This is a genomic window from Peribacillus sp. TH27 (genome assembly GCF_016650915.1).
GTDB classification, from domain to species: domain Bacteria; phylum Bacillota; class Bacilli; order Bacillales; family DSM-1321; genus Peribacillus; species Peribacillus butanolivorans.
Genome location: NZ_JAEKEV010000002.1, coordinates 3,006,618 through 3,027,790 on the forward strand (window position 1 = coordinate 3,006,618; position 21,173 = coordinate 3,027,790).

The window sequence follows — 21,173 nt, forward strand, 5'->3', positions numbered from 1 at the left end:
CCTAAAATAGAAATAAAGCGAGTTTTCACTCGTCTATTTAGTTAGTCGTTCTTATTAAGAGAGACCAGCTCAATAAATTCTGATCCTTCAACTCCTCCATAGTAAAGGAGTGCGGTCTTCAGTTTTAATGATGAGCTGGTCATATTTCATTTAATCTACTGTTACTGTATCTGTGCTTTCGCCACCAACAACGACAGGGTTAGCTTTTCTGTAACGAAGCATACCTGTTCCTGCAGGGACAAGTTTACCGATGATAACATTTTCTTTAAGTCCAAGCAATTCATCACGTTTTCCTTTAATTGCTGCATCCGTCAAGACTCTAGTTGTTTCTTGGAATGACGCTGCGGACAAGAAGGAATCCGTTTCTAGAGATGCTTTTGTAATACCTAGTAATACAGGACGTCCAGTAGCAGGTAATTTGCTAGTCAGTAATGCATCTGTGTTCGCAGTTGTAAACTGGTTAACATCCAATAATGTTCCTGGAAGAACTTCAGTTTCACCAGCGTCAAGCACACGGACCTTACGCATCATTTGTCTAACCATAACCTCGATGTGTTTATCACCGATTTCTACCCCTTGCATCCGGTATACTTTTTGTACTTCATGAAGCAGGTATTCCTGAACAGTAAGTACATCAGTAACTTTCAGCAATTCTTTCGGATCGATTGAACCCTCTGTTAACTCTTCGCCTCGACGTACGGCTGTATCAACAGCTACCCTTAAACGCGCTGTGTACGGCGCAGTATAAGTGCGTGATTCAACTGCACCTTGAACAACGATTTCCTGTTGTTTATCGCGGATTTCATTAATCGAAACAACTGTTCCTTCGATTTCAGAAATGATAGCTTGACCTTTAGGATTTCTCGCTTCAAATATTTCTTGGATACGAGGTAAACCTTGAGTAATATCATCTCCGGCAACCCCACCAGTATGGAATGTACGCATCGTTAACTGTGTACCTGGTTCTCCGATTGATTGAGCAGCAATAATACCAACTGCTTCGCCCACTTCAACTTCTTGACCAGTAGCCAAGTTACGTCCATAACATTTTTTACATACACCATGACTAGTGTTACATGTAAAGGCAGAACGAATCCATGCTGTTTCAATACCAAGAGATTCAATATAATTAGCCAGATCCTCAGTGATAAGATCGTTTTCAGCTACAATCACTTCATTTGTTTCTGGATGTTTAATCGCTTTTCTTGCATATCGACCTACTAGACGCTCTTCTAGATGCTCGATTATTTCTGTACCCTCTCTCAAGGCAGAAATTTTCAAGCCGCGGTCTGTACCACAATCATCATCACGAATGATAACGTCTTGAGCTACGTCAACTAGTCGGCGTGTAAGGTAACCGGAATCGGCTGTTTTAAGTGCTGTATCAGCAAGACCTTTACGAGCACCATGTGTAGAGATAAAGTACTCTAACACTGTTAAACCTTCACGGAAACTTGATTTAATCGGTAATTCAATGATACGTCCAGCCGGGTTGGCCATCAATCCACGCATACCCGCAAGCTGCGTAAAGTTGGATGCATTACCACGGGCACCGGAGTCACTCATCATGAAGATTGGGTTGCGTCGGTCCAGAGAGTCCATAAGTTTGGACTGAATGGTATCCTTAGCAGCACTCCAGATTGAGATAACGCGATCATAACGCTCATCTTCCGTAATTAGACCCCGTCTAAATTGTTTTAGGACGTTATCTACTTTCGTTTGAGCTTCAGTAATGATTTCTTGTTTTTCTTTTAAAACAACAATATCAGCCACACCAACGGTAATACCTGCTTTTGTCGAATATTTGAATCCAAGATCTTTCATCCTGTCAAGCATTTTAGAAGTTTCGGTAATTTTGAAACGTTTAAAGACTTCCGCAATAATATTCCCAAGAATTTTTTTCTTGAATGGATCAATAGCGGGTTGAGCCTTAATCAATTCAGGTATATCAGCGCCTTTTTCCACGAAATACTTCTCTGGAGTTTTTGTTTCCAAATTATAACGTGTTGGTTCGTTAATATACGGGAATGATTTTGGTAAAATTTCATTGAAGATCAATTTACCAACAGTTGTTATTAAGAGTTGGCTATTTTGCTCTTCCGTGAATGTTTCATTATTTAGTGATGATGCATGCACAGCACAACGGGAATGTAAGTGTACATAACCATTTTGGTATGCAAGCAACGCTTCACTTGTATCTTTAAAGATCATACCCTCACCGATAGCGCCTTCTCTTTCCAATGTTAAGTAATAGTTACCTAATACCATATCTTGAGAAGGTGTAACAACAGGTTTACCATCTTTAGGATTCAAAATGTTTTGCGCAGCAAGCATTAGCATACGAGCCTCTGCCTGAGCTTCAGAAGATAAAGGAACATGGACCGCCATTTGGTCACCGTCAAAGTCAGCATTGTAAGCTGTACATACAAGCGGGTGCAAACGAATTGCGCGACCTTCAACTAGAGTTGGTTCAAATGCTTGAATACCAAGTCTATGAAGAGTCGGTGCACGGTTCAGTAGTACCGGGTGTTCTCTAATAACTTCTTCAAGGACATCCCAAATTTCAGGAGATAGTCGTTCAATCTTACGTTTAGCAGATTTAATGTTATGCGCTAAACCTCTTTGAACTAGTTCCTTCATAACGAATGGTTTGAATAATTCAATCGCCATTTCTTTCGGCAGACCACATTGGTACATCTTTAAGTTAGGTCCAACTACGATAACAGAACGACCAGAGTAATCAACACGTTTACCAAGAAGATTTTGACGGAAACGGCCTTGTTTACCTTTTAACATATGAGATAAAGATTTTAATGGACGGTTACCAGGTCCAGTTACTGGACGACCACGACGGCCATTATCGATTAAAGCATCGACAGCTTCTTGAAGCATACGTTTTTCGTTTTGAACGATAATGCTTGGTGCTCCAAGGTCCAATAATCTTTTCAACCGATTATTACGGTTGATAACACGACGATATAAATCATTTAAATCAGATGTAGCAAAACGACCACCATCAAGTTGTACCATTGGACGAAGCTCCGGTGGAATAACCGGTAGCACGTCTAGTATCATCCATGAAGGCTCATTACCAGAGTTACGGAATGCTTCTAGCACTTCCAAGCGTTTAATTGCACGGGTTCTGCGTTGTCCTTGAGCTGTTTTAAGCTCTTCTTTCAACGACTCTACTTCTTTTTCCGTATCAATGTCTTGTAAAAGTTTTTTAATAGCTTCCGCACCCATCGCTGCTTGGAACTTCTTACCGTATTTTTCACGGTATGTACGATATTCTTTTTCAGAAAGAAGCTGTTTCTTCTCTAAAGTTGTATCGCCTGTTTCAGTTACCACGTAAGATGCAAAGTAAATAACTTCTTCCAATGCACGCGGAGACATATCAAGAACAAGTCCCATACGGCTCGGAATTCCTTTAAAATACCATATGTGTGAAACTGGAGCTGCCAGCTCAATATGACCCATACGTTCACGACGAACTTTAGCACGAGTGACTTCAACGCCACAACGGTCACAAACTACGCCTTTATAACGAACACGTTTATATTTTCCACAATGACATTCCCAGTCCTTTTGAGGTCCAAAAATTCTCTCACAGAATAAACCGTCTTTTTCTGGCTTTAACGTACGATAGTTGATTGTTTCTGGTTTTTTAACTTCTCCATGCGACCAAGAACGAATCTTGTCTGGCGAAGCAAGACCAATTTTCATATACTCGAAATTATTAACGTCTAACAAGGGGCCTACCTCCCTTTTAATCTCCAGGTTTAACCCTTGATTGCCGTCTTAATATCAGGCAATCTACACCGGATGATGGTTGATTGAATCAATAAGACTCTAACAAGGCAGCAGGATCATAAAAGAAACATCTTGCTGCCAGTCAGAGCGGATAATATATAAATTGATGTGTTTATATTTAATTTATTCTTTAGCTGGTGCCCCTACTTCGGAAGCAACCATATCTTTTGTTTCTGAATCAAGGCTTAATTTGTCTGCTTGGTTGGCTTCTTCTTCATCTTCCAAGTCACGCATTTCAATTTCACGGTCTTCGGCATTAAGAATTTTAACATCCAATCCTAAGCTTTGAAGTTCCTTAATCAATACTTTGAAGGATTCAGGGACACCAGGCTCAGGGACATTTTCACCCTTGACAATCGCTTCGTAAGTCTTCACACGACCGACGACATCATCTGATTTAACGGTAAGGATTTCTTGTAATGTATAAGCAGCACCATAAGCTTCAAGTGCCCATACCTCCATCTCACCGAAACGCTGTCCACCAAACTGCGCTTTACCACCAAGTGGCTGTTGCGTAACAAGGGAGTAAGGTCCAGTTGAACGAGCATGAAGTTTATCATCAACCATATGTGCAAGTTTAATCATATACATGACACCAACAGACACACGGTTATCGAATGCTTCACCTGAACGTCCGTCATAAAGGACAGTTTTTGCATCACGGGACATCCCAGCTTCTGCAATCGTACCCCAAACATCTTCCTCAGTAGCACCATCGAATACCGGCGATGCTACATGAATGCCAAGCGCGCGTGCTGCCATACCTAAGTGAAGCTCCAGCACCTGCCCGATGTTCATACGTGATGGTACACCCAATGGGTTTAACATGATGTCGACCGGTGTGCCATCTGGTAAGTAAGGCATATCTTCTTCAGGAAGAATCCTAGAGATTACCCCTTTGTTACCATGACGTCCAGCCATTTTATCGCCTTCGTGGATCTTACGTTTTTGAACGATATATACACGCGCAAGTTGGTTTACACCAGGAGGTAGTTCATCGCCATCTTCTCTGTTAAATACTTTAACATCAAGAACGATTCCACCGCCGCCGTGAGGTACACGAAGTGATGTATCCCGTACTTCACGTGCTTTTTCACCGAAAATTGCATGTAATAAACGTTCTTCAGCAGTCAATTCTGTTACACCTTTAGGCGTAACTTTACCAACTAGAAGGTCTCCGTCTTTTACTTCAGCGCCGACACGGATAATTCCGCGCTCATCAAGATTGCGAAGCGCATCTTCCCCAACATTCGGGATATCACGTGTGATCTCTTCCGGTCCCAATTTCGTATCACGGGACTCAGACTCATATTCTTCAATATGAATAGAAGTGTACACATCATCTTTAACTAAACGTTCACTCATGATGATGGCATCTTCATAGTTATATCCATCCCAAGTCATGAAGGCAACTAATACGTTACGTCCAAGCGCTAACTCACCTTTTTCCATTGAAGGACCATCAGCAAGAATCTCACCTTTTACAACGTTGTCACCAACACTTACGATTGGGCGTTGGTTATAGCACGTTCCTTGGTTGGAACGGATGAATTTTAATAAACGATATTTATCAATGTTTCCTTTTACTTGCTGTCCGTCAACCTCACTTACCCTACGTACCCATACTTCACGTGATTCAACGTGTTCTACGATACCAGGATGTTTACAGATGACAGCAGCACCAGAGTCTTTCGCTGAAACATATTCCATACCTGTTCCAACACGAGGGGCTTCTGGTTGAAGCAAAGGTACTGCTTGACGTTGCATGTTCGCTCCCATAAGGGCACGGTTGGAGTCATCATTTTCCAAGAAAGGAATACATGCTGTCGCGGCAGATACAACCTGTTTAGGAGATACATCCATGTAATCTACGCGGTCACGCGGTACAACGGTATTTTCACCGCGGAAACGAGCAACGACATCGTCATCAAGGAATGATCCGTCATCTGATAGACGAACATTCGCTTGAGCAACTACATAGTTATCTTCTTCATCAGCTGTTAAGTAATCAATTTGGCTTGTAATTCTACCTGTCTCAGGGTCCACACGACGATATGGTGTTTCGATGAAACCATACGGATTTACCTTTGCGAAACTAGATAATGAGTTAATCAAACCAATATTCGGTCCCTCAGGCGTTTCAATCGGACACATACGGCCATAGTGGGAGTAATGAACGTCACGTACTTCAAAGCCCGCACGTTCACGTGTTAAACCACCAGGTCCCAATGCAGATAGACGACGTTTATGCGTCAACTCAGCCAGCGGGTTAGTTTGATCCATAAATTGAGAAAGCTGAGAGCTTCCAAAGAATTCTTTAATAGATGCAATAACTGGACGAATGTTAATTAGTTGCTGTGGAGTGATTGTATTCGTATCCTGAATAGACATTCTTTCACGAACGACACGTTCCATACGAGATAAACCAATTCTAAATTGGTTTTGCAGCAATTCACCAACAGAACGCAGACGACGGTTTCCTAAATGGTCAATATCATCTGTGATTCCTACACCATGCAATAAGTTAAAGAAATAGCTAATAGAAGAAATGATATCAGCCGGTGTAATGTTTTTAACCTGGTCGGTCACGTAAGCATTACCGATGATATTAATCACTTTTTCGCCTTCAGCATCGTTTGGTGCAAATACTTTAATAGGTTGAAGAAGAGTTTCTTCTTCTACCACGCCACCAGATGGGTGGAATGTTTTAAAACCGATTCCCGCTTCAATATGAGGCAGAATTCTATCAAGAGTCCGACGGTCAAGCATTGTACCTTTTTCAACTATAATTTCCCCTGTTTCTGGATCAATCAAAGTCTCCGCAATACGTTGCCCAAACAAACGGTTCTTAATATGCAGTTTTTTGTTTATTTTATAACGACCTACGTTAGCTAAATCATAACGTTTTGGATCAAAAAAGCGGGATACTAAAAGACTTTTCGCGTTATCGACTGTAGGTGGTTCACCCGGGCGTAGACGCTCATAAATTTCTAGTAATGCTTTTTCCACACTCTCAGTGTTGTCCTTTTCAAGAGTGTTACGAAGGTATTCATTGTCACCGATTAAATCAATAATTTCTTGATCGGTTCCGAATCCAAGCGCACGCATCAATACCGTAATAGGCAATTTCCTAGTGCGATCGATTCGAACATACACAACATCCTTGGCGTCTGTTTCGTATTCGAGCCATGCGCCACGGTTAGGAATAACGGTCGCAGAGAATCCAAGCTTACCGTTTTTATCCATTTTACCATTGTAGTAAACACTCGGTGAGCGCACTAATTGGGATACAATTACCCGTTCTGCACCATTGATGACAAATGTACCTGTTTCAGTCATCAGAGGGAAGTCGCCCATAAATACATCCTGGTCTTTTACTTCCCCTGTTTCTTTGTTAACAAGGCGCACTTTCACACGAAGTGGAGCAGAGTAAGTAACATCGCGTTCTTTCGTTTCTTCCACAGAGTACTTCGGTTCAGCTAGGCTGTAATCGATGAACTCTAATGATAAATTACCTGTAAAATCCTCAATAGGAGAAATATCCTGGAACATTTCTTTTAAACCTACATCTAGAAACCATTGATAAGAAGCTGTTTGAATTTCAATCAGATTCGGAAGATCCAAAACCTCACTGATTCTTGCATAACTTCTACGTTGGCGGTGTCGTCCATACTGAACAAGTTGACCTGTCAACTGATTCACCCCTTAAATCAAGCGTTATAAGGATCAATTTGCCTCGGAAAAGGAATCATTTCCATAGACAAAAAGAAAATGGTTTTTATTTTAAAAACCACTATTTCTCATAAAACGAACTATTATTTATATATTTTTCCCATATTATCCATTGGTTATACACCAATGGTATAAAAATTGCATAGTTACGGAATTATATATATGCATTTTATAATACTAACATAGCGAAAATTTAGAGTCAAACCTTTTTGGATAATAGTATATAGTAACCCTTTTTCTTAACTGGCACCTCAATATTTCCAAATAACTGCTCCATTTTATCCATGGCGGATGGTGCACCTTGTTTTTTTTGAATGACAACCCATAATTCTCCACCAGCTACCAAACTTTGATAGCTTTCTTCTAAAATTTCGTGGACAACACTTTTACCTGCGCGAATGGGAGGGTTCGTAAGAATTGCAGCGAATTGACTGGAGCCAACTTTGTCAAAACGATCACTTTCGAATATTTTTACATTGGCGATCCCGTTAGAAGCGGCATTCTCTTTTGACAATTCAACTGCCCGGCTATTTATATCAATCATTTCTATCGCTCTATCGGGATAAGCTGCTGCAATTGATATTCCAATTGGTCCATAACCGCAACCTACATCAAGAATATCTCCTTCCACAGCTTCATTAAGGTTAAAGGTTTCAACCAAAAGACGAGAACCAAAATCAACTTCTTTTTTTGAAAAAACGCCATTATCGCTTTTGAAGCGGAAAGTACGTCCCTTTAATGTAAAATCCCAAAATTTCGGATTGCTTACGACATCCGGTTTATGTGAGTAGTAATGCTCTGTCAGAGTCATCTCCCCCTATCAGAAAGGAATATTGAAGATTTAATGAGAGAAGAGATTTGAAGAATGGATACTTGCATGCCGTTAAGTTTGTAGAATCTCTTAACCAAACTATTAACAACAATTTTCCGTCATTTTCTTTAAAATGAAGAGAAAAAAGCCCGCCAGTGATAGCGAGCTTTTTGTTTATGCAAGATTACTTAACTTCAACGCCAGCTCCAACTTCTTCAAGTTTAGCTTTAACTTCTTCAGCTTCTTCTTTAGAAGCGCCTTCTTTGATTGCTTTTGGAGTGTTGTCAACAAGTTCTTTTGCTTCTTTAAGTCCAAGACCTGTAACTTCACGTACAGCTTTGATAACTTTGATTTTTTGATCTCCAGCAGATGTAAGGATTACATCAAACTCAGTTTGCTCTTCAGCAGCAGCGCCACCAGCAGCAGCTACAGCTACAGGTGCAGCAGCAGTTACGCCAAATTCTTCTTCGATTGCTTTTACAAGGTCGTTTAATTCTAAAACAGTCATGTTTTTAACTGCTTCTAAGATTTGATCTTTAGTCATTGTTATTTCCTCCTCGAAATGGTTGGTTTTTTTTTGAATCAATAGGCTAGATAAGCGGTTAGCTTACGCGCCTTGTTCTTCTTTTTGATCTGCAACTGCTTTTGTAGCAATAGCAAGTCCGCGCATAGGTGCTTGTAGCACGCTGAGTAGCATTGAAAGTAGGCCTTCGCGTGAAGGTAGTTCTGCAAGAGCTTTAATTTCTTCTGCAGTTGCAACATTTCCTTCGATAACTCCAGCTTTGATTTCTAACGCTTCATGTTTTTTCGCAAAATCGTTAAGGATTTTTGCTGGCGCAATAACATCTTCAGTTGAGAATGCAATTGCGTTTGGTCCTGTTAATGATTCGTTCAAAGCGCTAAGTTCAGCACTTTCAGCAGCACGACGAGTTAAAGAGTTTTTGTAAACTTTAAACTCAACGCCAGCATCACGAAGTTGCTTACGAAGTTCTGTTAATTCAGCAACAGTCAATCCACGGTAGTCAACAACTACTGTTGATTGGCTTGCAGTTAATTTTTCAGAAATCTCAGCAACGATTTTTTGCTTTTGTTCAATAATTGCGTTCATCCTTACACCTCCTGTAGATTTGCTTGAAAACATTTATACCGTTTCAAAGAAAAAGCCTTCATCTCTATTGCAGACATGAAGGCAGTAATTTCAAAGGTCATAGTCAACGACTATTATTATCGAATTACCTCGGCAGGGAATTAAGCTCTAGTTGAGCACCTACTGTCTACGGTACAAATGATATTCATTTATTCACAACAAAACATATTATAACAATAATAGTTTTGGAATGTCAATTATTTATTGAAAGAAGAAGAATCAACTTTCACACCAGGGCCCATTGTAGTTGTTACAGAAACGTTTTTCATGTAAGTTCCTTTAGCAGCCGCAGGTTTCACTTTCATTAACGTATCATAGATAGTAGTGAAGTTTTCCACTAGTTTAGCATCTTCGAAAGATACTTTACCGATTGGAGCATGGATGTTACCAGCTTTATCTACGCGGTATTCAACTTTACCAGCTTTGATTTCGTTAACTGCTTTTGTTACATCAAATGTAACTGTGCCTGTTTTAGGGTTAGGCATTAAACCTTTAGGTCCTAATACGCGACCAAGTTTACCAACTTCACCCATCATGTCTGGAGTCGCAACGATTACATCGAATTCGAACCAACCTTGTTGGATTTTGTTGATGTAGTCAGATTCGCCAACATAGTCAGCACCAGCAGCTTCAGCTTCTTTTGCTTTTTCGCCTTTAGCGAATACTAATACGCGTTGAGTTTTACCAGTACCATTCGGTAGAACAACTGCTCCACGAATTTGTTGGTCTGCTTTCTTAGGGTCTACACCTAAACGGAAAGCCACTTCAACAGTTGCATCGAATTTTGCGAAGTTAGCTTTTTTAGCAACTTCGATTGCTTCAGTTACAGCATAAGCCTTAGAAACTTCTACAAGCTTAGCTGCTTCAAGATACTTTTTACCTTTTTTCGCCATGATATAAATCCTCCTAAATTGTGGTTTTAACGGTATAACCTCCCACGAATAAAGGTTGCGAGTATCAATCGCAACCCCGTAGAAACAAATAGCAATTACATGGATTAGTCTTCGATGACAATACCCATGCTGCGAGCAGTACCTTCAACCATACGCATTGCAGCTTCAACGTTTGCAGCGTTTAGGTCAGGCATTTTAGTTTCAGCAATCTCGCGCACTTGATCACGCTTGACTGTAGCAACTTTTTTACGGTTAGGTTCACCAGAACCAGACTCAATACCTGCTACTTTCTTAAGCAATACAGCAGCGGGTGGAGTTTTTGTAATGAATGTAAATGAACGGTCTTCAAATACCGTGATTTCAACAGGAATAATTAGACCAGCTTGATCTGCTGTACGAGCGTTGAACTCCTTACAGAATCCCATGATGTTTACACCAGCTTGACCTAATGCAGGACCAACTGGGGGAGCCGGATTCGCTTTACCAGCAGGAATTTGCAATTTAACCATTTTAATTACTTTTTTAGCCACGAGACACACCTCCTTATAAGTCCGTGATGTGGTAATAGGGATATACCCTCCCACTCATCTTGAATTCTTTATATATTAATAAAGAATGCTTGTATCGTTGAGGCCTAAAAATTGAAACATACTGACCTTTGAAATTTTACCACTTTCAAATGGCAATTTCAAGTTTTTTTCCGTTTATAATTTTTCCACTTGATTAAAGTCAAGTTCAACTGGCGTATCACGGCCAAACATATTAACCAGAACTCTTACTTTACCTTTATCTTTATCAAGTTCTTCAATAGGACCTGCAAAGGTTGCAAATGGTCCTTCTTTAACCTGAACGGTATCACCGATTTCAAAATCAACTTCGATTTTGCTTTCATCAACGCCCATCCGCTTAAGAACGACTTCAATTTCTTCAGGAAGAAGCGCTGTCGGTTTAGATCCAGCTCCTGACGAACCCACAAAACCTGTTACGCCAGGTGTATTCCGAACTACATACCAGGAATCGTCCGTCATAATGATTTCCACTAGTACATACCCTGGGAATACTTTCTTTTTCGTTACTTTCTTTTTGCCATCTTTAATTTCTGTTTCTTCTTCTTCAGGAACTACAACTCGAAAGATTTTGTCTTCCATCCCCATTGTTTCAACACGTTTTTCCAAGTTAGCCTTAACCTTGTTCTCATAACCTGAATAGGTGTGAACTACATACCAATTCTTTTCCATGTGTTAGGACTTTAACGTCCTTCCCTCCCTGCAACAATCATTTTCTTTATTAAACTTTATCTTTGAACGTTTTAGCCAAAAATCAATCCCCGGCGTTATCCCGACTTAACTAGAATATATTGTGATAATTCATTTTACAGCAGTGCTGAATTTTGAACTTCTTCACTTCTTAAAAAAGACAAATTAAAAAACCCGTTTCCGGGCTTTTCTGCTGACACATATTATTCTATCACTATTATACCTTATTTTCGAATCTCTTATTCAATAACTAAGCGAATTAATTCGGAAATGCCCAAATCTACCACCGTAAAGAATAAAGCCATAAACAATACAGTTGTTACTACCACGATTGTATATTTGGTAAGCTCTTTGCGTTTCGGCCAGCTTACTTTTTGCATTTCGCGAGCCACTCCGCTGAAAAATTCGGTCAAGCGTTTCATGAATGTATCCTCCAAGCATTAGAAAGCTTCTTTGTTAATCTATTAATAAAACGGTTATTTCGTTTCTTTATGAATCGCGTGTGAATTGCATGTACTACAAAATTTCTTTATTTCAAGGCGTTCGCTGCTTGTTGATTGATTACTTTCATAACTATAATTTCTTGAACCACATTCAGTACAAGCTAGAACAATTTTTTTTCTCATTTGATACACCTATCCTATCTACTATATCCATAAAACCTTATCACGACTGTCTTTTATTGTCAATAACAAAGCGGGCTGAGCCCATCCCAGTATGGATAATCGTGTATCGAAAACCTTTTTTTCTTTACATCCAATTTCAAATCTTAGTGAATAAAACTTCCAAGTGGAGATGGGACAGATGAGATTAAGCGGAAAAAGCGGAGGGATTATAAACTGATTTCCCTTACTTCCAAATAGCGCTCGAGCTTTCTTTTCACCCGCTGAAGGGCGTTGTCGATTGACTTCACATGTCGGTTCAACTCTTCCGAAATCTCTTGGTAGGTTTGTCCATCTAGGTAAAGAGCTAACACTTTTCTCTCCAGATCACTCAGAAGCTCGGCCATCTTTAATTCGATATCGTCAAACTCTTCTTGATTGATAATCAGCTCTTCCGGGTCTAAAACTTTTGTACCCGATATTATATCCATAAGAGTTCGATCGGATTCCTCATCATAAATAGGCTTGTCCAGGGAAACATAGGAATTGAGCGGAATATGCTTTTGACGCGTTGCTGTTTTAATAGCTGTAATGATCTGCCTCGTAATACATAGTTCGGCAAACGCTTTAAAGGAGGATAACTTATCACCTTTAAAATCACGGACGGCTTTATATAAACCAATCATACCTTCTTGAACGATGTCTTCCTTATCTGCACCAATTAAGAAATAAGTCCTTGCCTTTGCTCTAACAAAATTACGATACTTTTGGATCAAGTAATCCAGCGCTTCACTGTCTCCAGTGTGTACCAACTCTATCAATTCATCATCATCAAACTGCAGATACTTTTCGTTCAGTTTCATTCCGAATTTGAGACCCACATTATATCCCCCTGACCTGACTCAGATAGAAATATTATACAGCAGGTAAAAATTACCCGTCAATGGTTCAAATCTTCCCTCGACGCCATTTTTCGAAAATTTCTGCAACTTCTTCACTTAAAGGGATTTTAGCAGCGGGTTTTATTATGGTTGTTTTTTTTACATCCTTCTCAATTTCCCCTTGAATTTCTTCCATCTCAATAAGCAGTTCGCGGGCAGATTTCCTTAGAGCCCCTTGGCCAAATATCACCCACTGCTCCGTGAAGTCAGAAGTCGCCACTTGAATCTGCGTTTTGATATTATTCAGTTCAATTGCCATCTTTTCTATTCTCTCATCAGCAGTTTCATTTTCTTTTGTAAAAATTACATCTACCTTATGATTTTTGAATATCCGGGCAATTCCTTGAACATATTGGGCGTCAAATACGACAATTACGCGATACCCGGTAAAGGCTTGATATTCCGCCATCATTTCAATTAACCGGTCCCTTGCAGCAGCAAGATCCCGTTCTTTCAATTCTCTCAGTTCCGGCCAGGCCCCAATAATGTTGTAACCGTCCACTAACAGAATATTCATCCCATTATTGGCCTAAAGGATTTCTTTTTCTATAGACCTCATACATCAATAAACCAGCTGCTACCGATGCATTTAACGACGTTACTTGTCCTGCCATAGGGAGACGGATGAGGAAATCGCATTTTTCCTTCATTAAACGGGCCATTCCTTTACCTTCGCTACCAATTACAAGTCCAATGGGCATCTTGCCGTCCATGTTACGGTAATCATCGCTACCTTTCGCATCTGTACCGACAATCCAGACACCACGCTCTTTTAACTCTTCAACTGCTCGTGCCAAATTCGTAACACGAGCAACTGGAATATACTCAATTGCACCGGTCGATGCTTTCGCTACTGTTGCCGTTAATCCCACTGCTCTCCGTTTTGGAATAATAATTCCATGGGCTCCGACAGCATCTGCTGTTCTCATAATTGATCCTAAATTATGTGGATCTTCAACTTCATCAAGAATCATGAAAAATGGCGCTTCATCCCGTTCTGCCGCTTTGGCGAATAAGTCATCCAATTCTACATATTCATAAGCCGCCACTTGTGCGACAACACCTTGATGAATACCATCTGCCATTTGATCAATTTTTTTCTTTGGAACAATTTGCACAAATACCTTCTTTTCTTTAGCAAGACCAATAAGTGGTTGCATTGACCCTTTTTGTGAGCCTTCTGCTATCCAAATTTTATTTATATCCCGTTCGGAGCGAAGTGCTTCCAATACGGGGTTTCTTCCAATGATGTATTCTTCACTCATGGGTTACTCCCCTTTTCTTCTTCAATGAATTCAATAGACTTTCTAATAAGCTCTTCCATTCTTTCTATTCGACCGGATAAATACAGAAAGCCCATAAGAGCCTCAAAGGCCGTACTGTAACGATACGTTTGCACATCTGTATTCTTCGGAACCGAACCGGATTTCGCATTACGGCCGCGACGGACGACAGCGGATTCTTCTTCTGATAACCAACCTGACTCCAAGAAAAAATGAATAATCTTATTTTGAGCTTTAGCTGATACAAAAGATGTTGCTTTTTTGTGAAGAAGATTAGGCTTGACCGCTCCTTTTTGAATGAGATGATGCCGGATATACGTTTCATATACGGCATCACCTATATAGGCTAGAGCAAGACTGTTTAACATTTTTTCATCTACTTTATTATCGTAATGAAGCATCAATTACCCTCTTTTCCATCTTGTACCTTGAGGGGTATCCTCTAATATAATATTCATGTTTTTCAAGCGGTCACGAATTTCATCAGATAACCCAAAGTTGCGATCTTTCCGCGCTTGAATTCTCTGCTGAATCAAGCCTTCAATTTCTTCATCCAACAACCCTTCTTCTTCTAGAGACAAACCTAGAACTGAAAACAGTGTTTGGAATTCTTCAAGGAAAGCCTCAATGACTTCCTTGTCGGTATTTTTCTCCATCAAGTAATAATTTGCTTGCTTGGACAGTTCAAAGAGAATGGATATCGCGTTAGCTGTGTTAAAATCATCGTCCATTTCTTGAATGAACTGTTCATGTAACGCATTTACTTTCTCCAGCCAAACATCATTATTCTCAGTCAACCCATCACTTACTTGGAGACGATGCTTTAAGTTTTGGTATGATGTTCTTAAACGATCAAGTGCCGCCTTTACATTCTCTAGTACTTCTTCGCTGTAATTGATAGGATGGCGGTAATGTACGGATAACATGAAGAAGCGTAACACTTGTGGATCATGCTTCTGAATGATGTCATGCACAAGAACAAAATTGCCTAAGGACTTAGACATTTTTTCATTATCAATATTGATATATCCGTTATGCATCCAATAATTCGCAAAGGTCTTGCCCGTTAATGCCTCAGATTGTGCAATTTCATTTTCATGATGGGGAAAAGCTAGATCTTGGCCGCCTGCGTGTATATCAATTGTATCGCCCAAATACTTTCTGACCATGGCAGAGCATTCGATATGCCAACCAGGACGCCCCTTACCCCATGGACTCTCCCAAGATATTTCACCTTCCTTAGCCGCTTTCCAAAGGGCAAAATCAAGGGCATCTTGTTTTTTCTCACCAATTTCAATGCGTGCCCCAACTCGCAGCTCATCGATGGATTGGTGGGACAACTTTCCATACCCTTCAAATTTACGAGTTCGGTAGTACACATCACCTTCAGATTCATAAGCGAATCCTTTTTCAATCAATGCCGAAATAAATTCAATAATTGTATCCATGTTCTCCATCACGGTCGGATGTGCATCCGCCTTTTTGCAACCAAGCGCAGAAACGTCTTCAAAATACGCCTTAATAAAACGTTCTGAAATGGCCGGGACATCTTCCCCCAATTCTTTTGCTGCGCGAATGAGTTTATCATCAACATCTGTGAAATTCGAAACAAATTGAACTTCATACCCACGATAATCTAAATATCTTCGAACGGTATCAAATACTATTGCGGGTCTAGCATTTCCAATATGAATGTAATTGTAGACAGTAGGTCCGCACACATACATTTTCACCTTTCCTTCTTCAATCGGAACGAAGGCTTCTTTCTGTCTTGTAACTGTGTTATATATTTTAATTGCCATATTATAAACTCCTTTCTTCCTGCCTCTGCTCAGCCAACTTCGCTTTTAAGGCAAAGATTTCTTTATCCATTTCCTTGAAACGGTCAGCAATCGGATCAGGAAGATCTGAATGATTTAAGTCTTTATTGATTTTGATACCATCTCGAATGACTACTTTACCTGGAATGCCTACCACCGTTGAATTAGGAGGTACTTCCTTTAAAACGACAGAACCTGCACCGATTTTTGAGTTTTCACCAACTGTGATGGAACCCAGTACTTTTGCTCCTGTTGCAATCAATACATTATCTTTTATCGTAGGATGGCGTTTTCCCTTTTCCTTACCTGTTCCTCCAAGCGTGACCCCTTGAAAGACAGACACATTGTCGCCAATTTCACATGTTTCACCAATGACGATCCCCATTCCATGGTCAATGAAAAATCGACGGCCTATAGTAGCCCCTGGGTGAATTTCAATCCCAGTAAAAAACCGACTGATTTGAGAAATACTTCTCGCTAGGAAAAAAAACTTCTTCTTGAAAAGTACGTGAGCCATTCTATGACTCCAAATTGCATGTAAACCAGCATACGTTAAAATAACTTCCAAATAACTACGCGCAGCAGGATCTTGATCAAAAACCACTTCGATATCCTCTTTAAACATCTTTAACAAAATGATTCCCCCCTATGTTCCTTCCTTTTCCAACATCCCCTCATAAACCTTTTAAAGCATATAAAAAAGCGTCTCTGTCCTAATAGACAGAGACGCTCTAAGCGCGGTTCCACTCTGTTTGGAATGGTTTCCAGCAGGTAAAAAGCACCCCTGTTTTTCCATTCCCAACTTTTATCCCTATAACGGAGGATATTCCGCCTGTGCCTACTAGAGGTTAGTTCAGCAAAGGACTCAAGGGTGCATTTCAGAAAACGAGAGGCTTGAACCACTTTCAGCAGGTTATGGTTCTCTCTAATAAGCTTCGTTTACTTACTTCTCCCCATCTACGCGTTCTTTTGTAAGATTATTAAATACTATATTACATTTTTGACAAATTGTTAATATAAAATACTTTGAATACGTTGTTTAATTTTTTCTTTGCCAAGTAATGAAATAGCTTTAGGCAAGTCAGGTCCATGTGTTTGACCAGTCACAGCTGCACGAATTGGCATGAATAATTTTTTCCCTTTATGCCCTGTGCTTTTTTGTACAGCTTTAATTGACTTCTTAATTTCGTCGGCCTTAAATTCCTCCAGCCCTTCGATTTCTTGAAGGAAAGCATTCATGACTTCTGGTACTTGCTCTTCTGCTAGGACTTCTTTCGCTTCAGTCTCAAACTCGACCTCATCCTTGAAAAATAGTTCAGACAGCTCAACAATTTCCGCTCCATAGCTCATCTGCTCTTGATAAAGAGAAACAAGCCCGTGTACCCACTCTTCTTCTTCAGCAGTTAGGGACGCAGAAACCTTCCCAGCCTTGATTAAATGTGGCATAGACAATTCCACTGCACGATCCTCATCCAATTGCTTCACATATTGGTTATTCATCCAAGTAAGCTTTTGCTTATCGAAAAGTGCAGGCGATTTAGACAATCGATCAGGCTCAAAAAGATTAATAAACTCTTCTTTTGAGAAGATCTCTTCCTCGCCGCCCGGTGACCATCCTAGTAAAGTAATGAAGTTGAATAACGCTTCAGGCAAATAACCCAACTCTTCATATTGCTCAATGAATTGAATAATCGATTCATCACGTTTACTTAGTTTTTTTCGGCTTTCATTTACAATTAGAGTCATATGACCGAACACAGGCGGTTCCCAACCGAATGCTTCATAAATCATTAATTGCTTTGGAGTATTGGAGATATGATCATCACCGCGAAGAACATGGGAAATCTTCATCAAGTGATCATCAACCGCTACCGCAAAGTTATAAGTTGGAATACCATCTTTTTTAACGATAACAAAGTCTCCAAAGCCATCTGTCTCAAACGATACGTCATCCTTAACCATATCTTTGAACGTAAGGACCTTACCTGAAGGAACGGCAAAACGAACGCTAGGCTTTCTGCCTTCTGCCTCTAGTTTCACTTGCTCTTCATCAGTTAAATGCCTGCACTTCCCTGAATACTTTGGTGTTTCATTACGTTCAACCTGTCCTTCCCGCTCTGCTTCAAGTTCCTCTTCCGTACAATAGCATTTATAAGCCAAGCCTTTGTTCAGAAGCTCTTGATACAATTCTTGGTACAGGTCGTTTCTCTCTGATTGACGATACGGGCCATATTCCCCGCCAATATCAACACCTTCGTCCCAGTCCATACCAAGCCATTTTAAATATTTCAGCTGACTTTCTTCGCCGCCTTCAATATTTCTCTTTTTGTCGGTATCTTCAATCCGGATGATGAATTTCCCGCCTTTATTTCGTGCGTATAAATAATTAAATAAAGCCGTCCGTGCATTTCCTATATGTAAATGTCCAGTCGGACTCGGTGCATAGCGAACTCGAATATCGCTGCTCATGATATATCTAGACCTCCCAGTCTTTCTTTTCTATCGTTTATTTTATCATTTAAATTCATTGGGATAAAGGTATCCACTCTAAAAACGAATTTAGTTTGATTTAACCAATAAGACAACAGCCTGTGCCGCAATTCCTTCACTTCTGCCAGTAAATCCAAGCTTCTCGGTTGTGGTTGCTTTTACATTGATTTGATCAACTGAAGCATCTAAAAGTTCTGCAATCCTGACTCGCATTTCTTCAATATATGGAGCCATCTTCGGACTTTGTGCAATGATTGTACAATCAGCATTCCCTAGTACATAGCCTTCTTTTTTTACAATCGCCCAAATATACTGCAGCAGTTTTGCCGAATCAGCGTCTTTAAATTCCGGGTCAGTATCCGGAAAATGCTTACCAATATCTCCTGCACCAATTGCTCCTAAGCAAGCATCGGCAACAGTATGTAGAAGCACATCCGCATCCGAATGGCCAAGTAACCCTTTCTCATAAGGAATTGTAATCCCACCAATAATTAAAGGTCTTCCCTCTACAAGCTGATGAACGTCATATCCTTGTCCAATTCGAAACATCTTATTCTCCCCTATCATCAAAGTTGTTGTTTATGTAAAATCGCTTCTGCAAAATAAAGGTCTTCCTGTGTCGTAATTTTAATATTATCATAAGTGCCTTCAATAATAACTACCTGTTCGTTGATCCGTTCTAGCAAACTTGCATCGTCCGTACCTAAAAATGACTCCAACTCCGCCTGTTCATGCGCCCTTTTTAATATAGATACACGAAAAGCTTGTGGAGTTTGTACCGCCCACAAGCTTGATCGTTCCACCGTTTCTAGAACCTTTTTATCGGCGGCTTTTTTTATGGTATCCTTTACTGGAACCGCAATGACCGCCCCTCCATGAAGGGAAGCAGAAGACGTTAATTCACTGATTTGCACCTGGTCGATAAAAGGGCGAGCGCCGTCGTGGACCAGGATAATTTCTTCTCCTGCATGTTTTAGCCCATTATAAACACTCTGTTGACGTTCCTTGCCACCTGTCACGAGTTTCTTGACCTTCTTAAGGTCATAAGTCGCTATCATTTGTATGAAATAATCCTCTTCTGTCGGATTTATCGAAAGGATAATCCCCCGACAGTTAGGATCTTCTTCAAAAACACGAAGTGTATAAACAATAATCGGGGTACCTGATAGTTCAATAAAAAGTTTATTCTTGCCCGCTTTCATTCGTTTTCCTTGTCCAGCTGCAGGTATCACTACTTCATAAAACATAACGGTTTCTCCTACTCTTCTTTATAATGCTTTTTCTAATAGTTTCGGTTTAGCAAAAATCATCCGACCTGCTGAGGTTTGCAGTACACTTGTCACAAGTACATCAATGCGTTTTCCAATATGATCACGACCACCTTCGACAACAATCATCGTACCGTCGTCTAAATAAGCAATGCCTTGATTCTGCTCTTTCCCATCCTTAATGACTTGCACATTCATTTCTTCTCCAGGAAGTACAACAGGTTTAACAGCATTCGCCAGGTCATTAATATTAAGGACTGCTACATTTTGAAACTCGCATACTTTATTTAAATTAAAGTCATTTGTAACAACCATCCCACCTGATATTTTGGCAAGCTTCACTAATTTACTGTCCACTTCTTGGATGTCTTCAAAATCCCCTTCGTACATCTCTACTTTAATCGGTAGTTCTTTTTGAATCCGGTTAAGGATATCCAATCCACGTCTACCGCGGTTCCTTTTCAAAGCATCTGAGGAATCAGCAATGTGCTGAAGCTCGTTTAATACGAATTGTGGTATTACTATGGTACCTTCTAGGAAGCCTGTCTGACAGATATCTGCAATTCTACCGTCAATAATAACGCTTGTATCGAGGATCTTCAATCGCTTGCTGTAACCTTCTTCGTCCTCTTCACTCTCTTCACCGTCTGAAGTTTTTTTCTTATTATTTTTCGTAAATAAATTCAATAGTTCATCACGTTTTTTAAAGCCAACCTGAAACCCAAGATAACCAAACAAAAGCGTAAGGATGATAGGAACTACAGTATTTAAAATAGGCACCCTAATTGCACTAAAAGCGGATCCAACTAAAAATGCCGCAAGTAGTCCCACTAAAAGACCGACGCTGCCAAAGATTATGTCCGTACTTGGTATCTTAACAAGCTGTTCCTCCAGCCACTTCATAAAATAGATCACATGATCTACTGCCCAAAAAGTAATAAGATAAAAGATAATGGCACCCAACAGTACACTTACATAAGGATTGTTTATTAAAGCAATATCATCTGCATGTAAAACAATTAATAATTCCGGAATAAGTAACATACCAAGTGTCCCACCGACTATTAAGAAGCATGCTTGTATAATGCGTTTTAACATCCCTTTCACCTCCCTCTACTCA

At 40.1% G+C, this 21,173-nt stretch carries 20 protein-coding genes and 2 other annotated features; all 20 genes read right to left on the reverse strand.

Annotated elements, in window-relative coordinates; all coding sequences use genetic code 11:
- Positions 1 to 150: 150 nt before the first annotated feature.
- A complete protein-coding gene (rpoC, locus tag JFU24_RS15805) occupies positions 151 to 3,750 on the reverse strand; it encodes a DNA-directed RNA polymerase subunit beta' (RefSeq protein ID WP_098174991.1) in 3,600 nt (1,199 codons plus the stop codon).
- 183 nt (positions 3,751 to 3,933) lie between these two features.
- Positions 3,934 to 7,503 (reverse strand): DNA-directed RNA polymerase subunit beta, encoded by a 3,570-nt coding sequence (gene rpoB, locus JFU24_RS15810; protein ID WP_201188198.1) that lies wholly within the window; start codon positions 7,501 to 7,503, stop codon positions 3,934 to 3,936.
- Positions 7,504 to 7,741: 238 nt separating this feature from the next.
- The gene (locus JFU24_RS15815) at positions 7,742 to 8,347 is read right to left on the reverse strand and encodes a class I SAM-dependent methyltransferase (RefSeq protein ID WP_201188413.1); all 606 of its coding nucleotides are present in this window, start codon (positions 8,345 to 8,347) and stop codon (positions 7,742 to 7,744) included.
- A 190-nt stretch (positions 8,348 to 8,537) separates the two neighbouring features.
- A complete protein-coding gene (gene rplL, locus JFU24_RS15820; RefSeq protein WP_053349071.1) occupies positions 8,538 to 8,897 on the reverse strand; it encodes a 50S ribosomal protein L7/L12 in 360 nt (119 codons plus the stop codon).
- Positions 8,898 to 8,960: 63 nt separating this feature from the next.
- Positions 8,961 to 9,461, reverse strand: a complete 501-nt coding sequence (gene rplJ, locus JFU24_RS15825; protein WP_201188196.1) for a 50S ribosomal protein L10 — start codon at positions 9,459 to 9,461, stop codon at positions 8,961 to 8,963.
- 39 nt (positions 9,462 to 9,500) lie between these two features.
- Positions 9,501 to 9,651 (reverse strand) — a sequence feature (ribosomal protein L10 leader region).
- A gap of 46 nt (positions 9,652 to 9,697) precedes the next feature.
- Positions 9,698 to 10,393, reverse strand: coding sequence for a 50S ribosomal protein L1 (rplA, locus tag JFU24_RS15830; RefSeq protein WP_056521819.1), 696 nt, complete (start codon positions 10,391 to 10,393; stop codon positions 9,698 to 9,700).
- Positions 10,394 to 10,497: 104 nt separating this feature from the next.
- The gene (rplK, locus tag JFU24_RS15835; RefSeq protein WP_053349074.1) at positions 10,498 to 10,923 is read right to left on the reverse strand and encodes a 50S ribosomal protein L11; all 426 of its coding nucleotides are present in this window, start codon (positions 10,921 to 10,923) and stop codon (positions 10,498 to 10,500) included.
- Positions 10,924 to 11,097: 174 nt separating this feature from the next.
- Positions 11,098 to 11,631, reverse strand: a complete 534-nt coding sequence (gene nusG, locus JFU24_RS15840) for a transcription termination/antitermination protein NusG (protein WP_053349075.1) — start codon at positions 11,629 to 11,631, stop codon at positions 11,098 to 11,100.
- A gap of 257 nt (positions 11,632 to 11,888) precedes the next feature.
- Entirely contained in the window at positions 11,889 to 12,071 is a 183-nt protein-coding gene (gene secE / locus JFU24_RS15845) for a preprotein translocase subunit SecE (protein WP_053349076.1), read from the reverse strand.
- Positions 12,072 to 12,125: 54 nt separating this feature from the next.
- A complete protein-coding gene (gene rpmG / locus JFU24_RS15850) occupies positions 12,126 to 12,275 on the reverse strand; it encodes a 50S ribosomal protein L33 (RefSeq protein WP_082527447.1) in 150 nt (49 codons plus the stop codon).
- Between the two features lie 206 nt (positions 12,276 to 12,481).
- Complete coding sequence (gene sigH / locus JFU24_RS15855) at positions 12,482 to 13,114, reverse strand: RNA polymerase sporulation sigma factor SigH (RefSeq protein WP_098175004.1); 633 nt, start codon at positions 13,112 to 13,114, stop codon at positions 12,482 to 12,484.
- An 85-nt stretch (positions 13,115 to 13,199) separates the two neighbouring features.
- Entirely contained in the window at positions 13,200 to 13,709 is a 510-nt protein-coding gene (locus JFU24_RS15860) for an NYN domain-containing protein (protein WP_053349078.1), read from the reverse strand.
- A 4-nt stretch (positions 13,710 to 13,713) separates the two neighbouring features.
- Positions 13,714 to 14,457 (reverse strand): 23S rRNA (guanosine(2251)-2'-O)-methyltransferase RlmB, encoded by a 744-nt coding sequence (gene rlmB, locus JFU24_RS15865; protein ID WP_056521815.1) that lies wholly within the window; start codon positions 14,455 to 14,457, stop codon positions 13,714 to 13,716.
- Complete coding sequence (locus JFU24_RS15870) at positions 14,454 to 14,876, reverse strand: Mini-ribonuclease 3 (RefSeq protein WP_201188195.1); 423 nt, start codon at positions 14,874 to 14,876, stop codon at positions 14,454 to 14,456. The genes rlmB and JFU24_RS15870 overlap by 4 nt, the downstream gene beginning before the upstream one ends.
- A gap of 3 nt (positions 14,877 to 14,879) precedes the next feature.
- The gene (cysS, locus tag JFU24_RS15875; protein WP_201188194.1) at positions 14,880 to 16,277 is read right to left on the reverse strand and encodes a cysteine--tRNA ligase; all 1,398 of its coding nucleotides are present in this window, start codon (positions 16,275 to 16,277) and stop codon (positions 14,880 to 14,882) included.
- A gap of 1 nt (position 16,278) precedes the next feature.
- A complete protein-coding gene (gene cysE / locus JFU24_RS15880; RefSeq protein ID WP_201188193.1) occupies positions 16,279 to 16,929 on the reverse strand; it encodes a serine O-acetyltransferase in 651 nt (216 codons plus the stop codon).
- Positions 16,930 to 17,014: 85 nt separating this feature from the next.
- Positions 17,015 to 17,264: a binding site (T-box leader), on the reverse strand.
- 42 nt (positions 17,265 to 17,306) lie between these two features.
- Positions 17,307 to 18,764 (reverse strand): glutamate--tRNA ligase, encoded by a 1,458-nt coding sequence (gene gltX, locus JFU24_RS15885; protein WP_201188192.1) that lies wholly within the window; start codon positions 18,762 to 18,764, stop codon positions 17,307 to 17,309.
- A 90-nt stretch (positions 18,765 to 18,854) separates the two neighbouring features.
- Positions 18,855 to 19,334, reverse strand: coding sequence for a 2-C-methyl-D-erythritol 2,4-cyclodiphosphate synthase (gene ispF / locus JFU24_RS15890; RefSeq protein WP_056521805.1), 480 nt, complete (start codon positions 19,332 to 19,334; stop codon positions 18,855 to 18,857).
- Between the two features lie 17 nt (positions 19,335 to 19,351).
- A complete protein-coding gene (ispD, locus tag JFU24_RS15895) occupies positions 19,352 to 20,032 on the reverse strand; it encodes a 2-C-methyl-D-erythritol 4-phosphate cytidylyltransferase (RefSeq protein WP_201188191.1) in 681 nt (226 codons plus the stop codon).
- 21 nt (positions 20,033 to 20,053) lie between these two features.
- Entirely contained in the window at positions 20,054 to 21,151 is a 1,098-nt protein-coding gene (locus JFU24_RS15900) for a PIN/TRAM domain-containing protein (protein ID WP_056521799.1), read from the reverse strand.
- Positions 21,152 to 21,173: the final 22 nt, after the last annotated feature.

Bases quoted from the DNA above. Each gene is read 5' to 3' on its own strand.
- ispD (WP_201188191.1), bottom strand. From the start codon at position 20,032: ATGTTTTATGAAGTAGTGATACCTGCAGCTGGACAAGGAAAACGAATG.
- rpmG (WP_082527447.1), bottom strand. From the start codon at position 12,275: ATGAGAAAAAAAATTGTTCTAGCTTGTACTGAATGTGGTTCAAGAAAT.
- rplA (WP_056521819.1), bottom strand. From the start codon at position 10,393: ATGGCGAAAAAAGGTAAAAAGTATCTTGAAGCAGCTAAGCTTGTAGAA.
- gltX (WP_201188192.1), bottom strand. From the start codon at position 18,764: ATGAGCAGCGATATTCGAGTTCGCTATGCACCGAGTCCGACTGGACAT.
- nusG (WP_053349075.1), bottom strand. From the start codon at position 11,631: ATGGAAAAGAATTGGTATGTAGTTCACACCTATTCAGGTTATGAGAAC.
- ispF (WP_056521805.1), bottom strand. From the start codon at position 19,334: ATGTTTCGAATTGGACAAGGATATGACGTTCATCAGCTTGTAGAGGGA.
- sigH (WP_098175004.1), bottom strand. From the start codon at position 13,114: ATGAAACTGAACGAAAAGTATCTGCAGTTTGATGATGATGAATTGATA.
- rplL (WP_053349071.1), bottom strand. From the start codon at position 8,897: ATGACTAAAGATCAAATCTTAGAAGCAGTTAAAAACATGACTGTTTTA.
- rplJ (WP_201188196.1), bottom strand. From the start codon at position 9,461: ATGAACGCAATTATTGAACAAAAGCAAAAAATCGTTGCTGAGATTTCT.
- cysS (WP_201188194.1), bottom strand. From the start codon at position 16,277: ATGGCAATTAAAATATATAACACAGTTACAAGACAGAAAGAAGCCTTC.
- rlmB (WP_056521815.1), bottom strand. From the start codon at position 14,457: ATGAGTGAAGAATACATCATTGGAAGAAACCCCGTATTGGAAGCACTT.
- secE (WP_053349076.1), bottom strand. From the start codon at position 12,071: ATGAAACGCTTGACCGAATTTTTCAGCGGAGTGGCTCGCGAAATGCAA.
- JFU24_RS15870 (WP_201188195.1), bottom strand. From the start codon at position 14,876: ATGCTTCATTACGATAATAAAGTAGATGAAAAAATGTTAAACAGTCTT.
- JFU24_RS15860 (WP_053349078.1), bottom strand. From the start codon at position 13,709: ATGAATATTCTGTTAGTGGACGGTTACAACATTATTGGGGCCTGGCCG.
- JFU24_RS15900 (WP_056521799.1), bottom strand. From the start codon at position 21,151: ATGTTAAAACGCATTATACAAGCATGCTTCTTAATAGTCGGTGGGACA.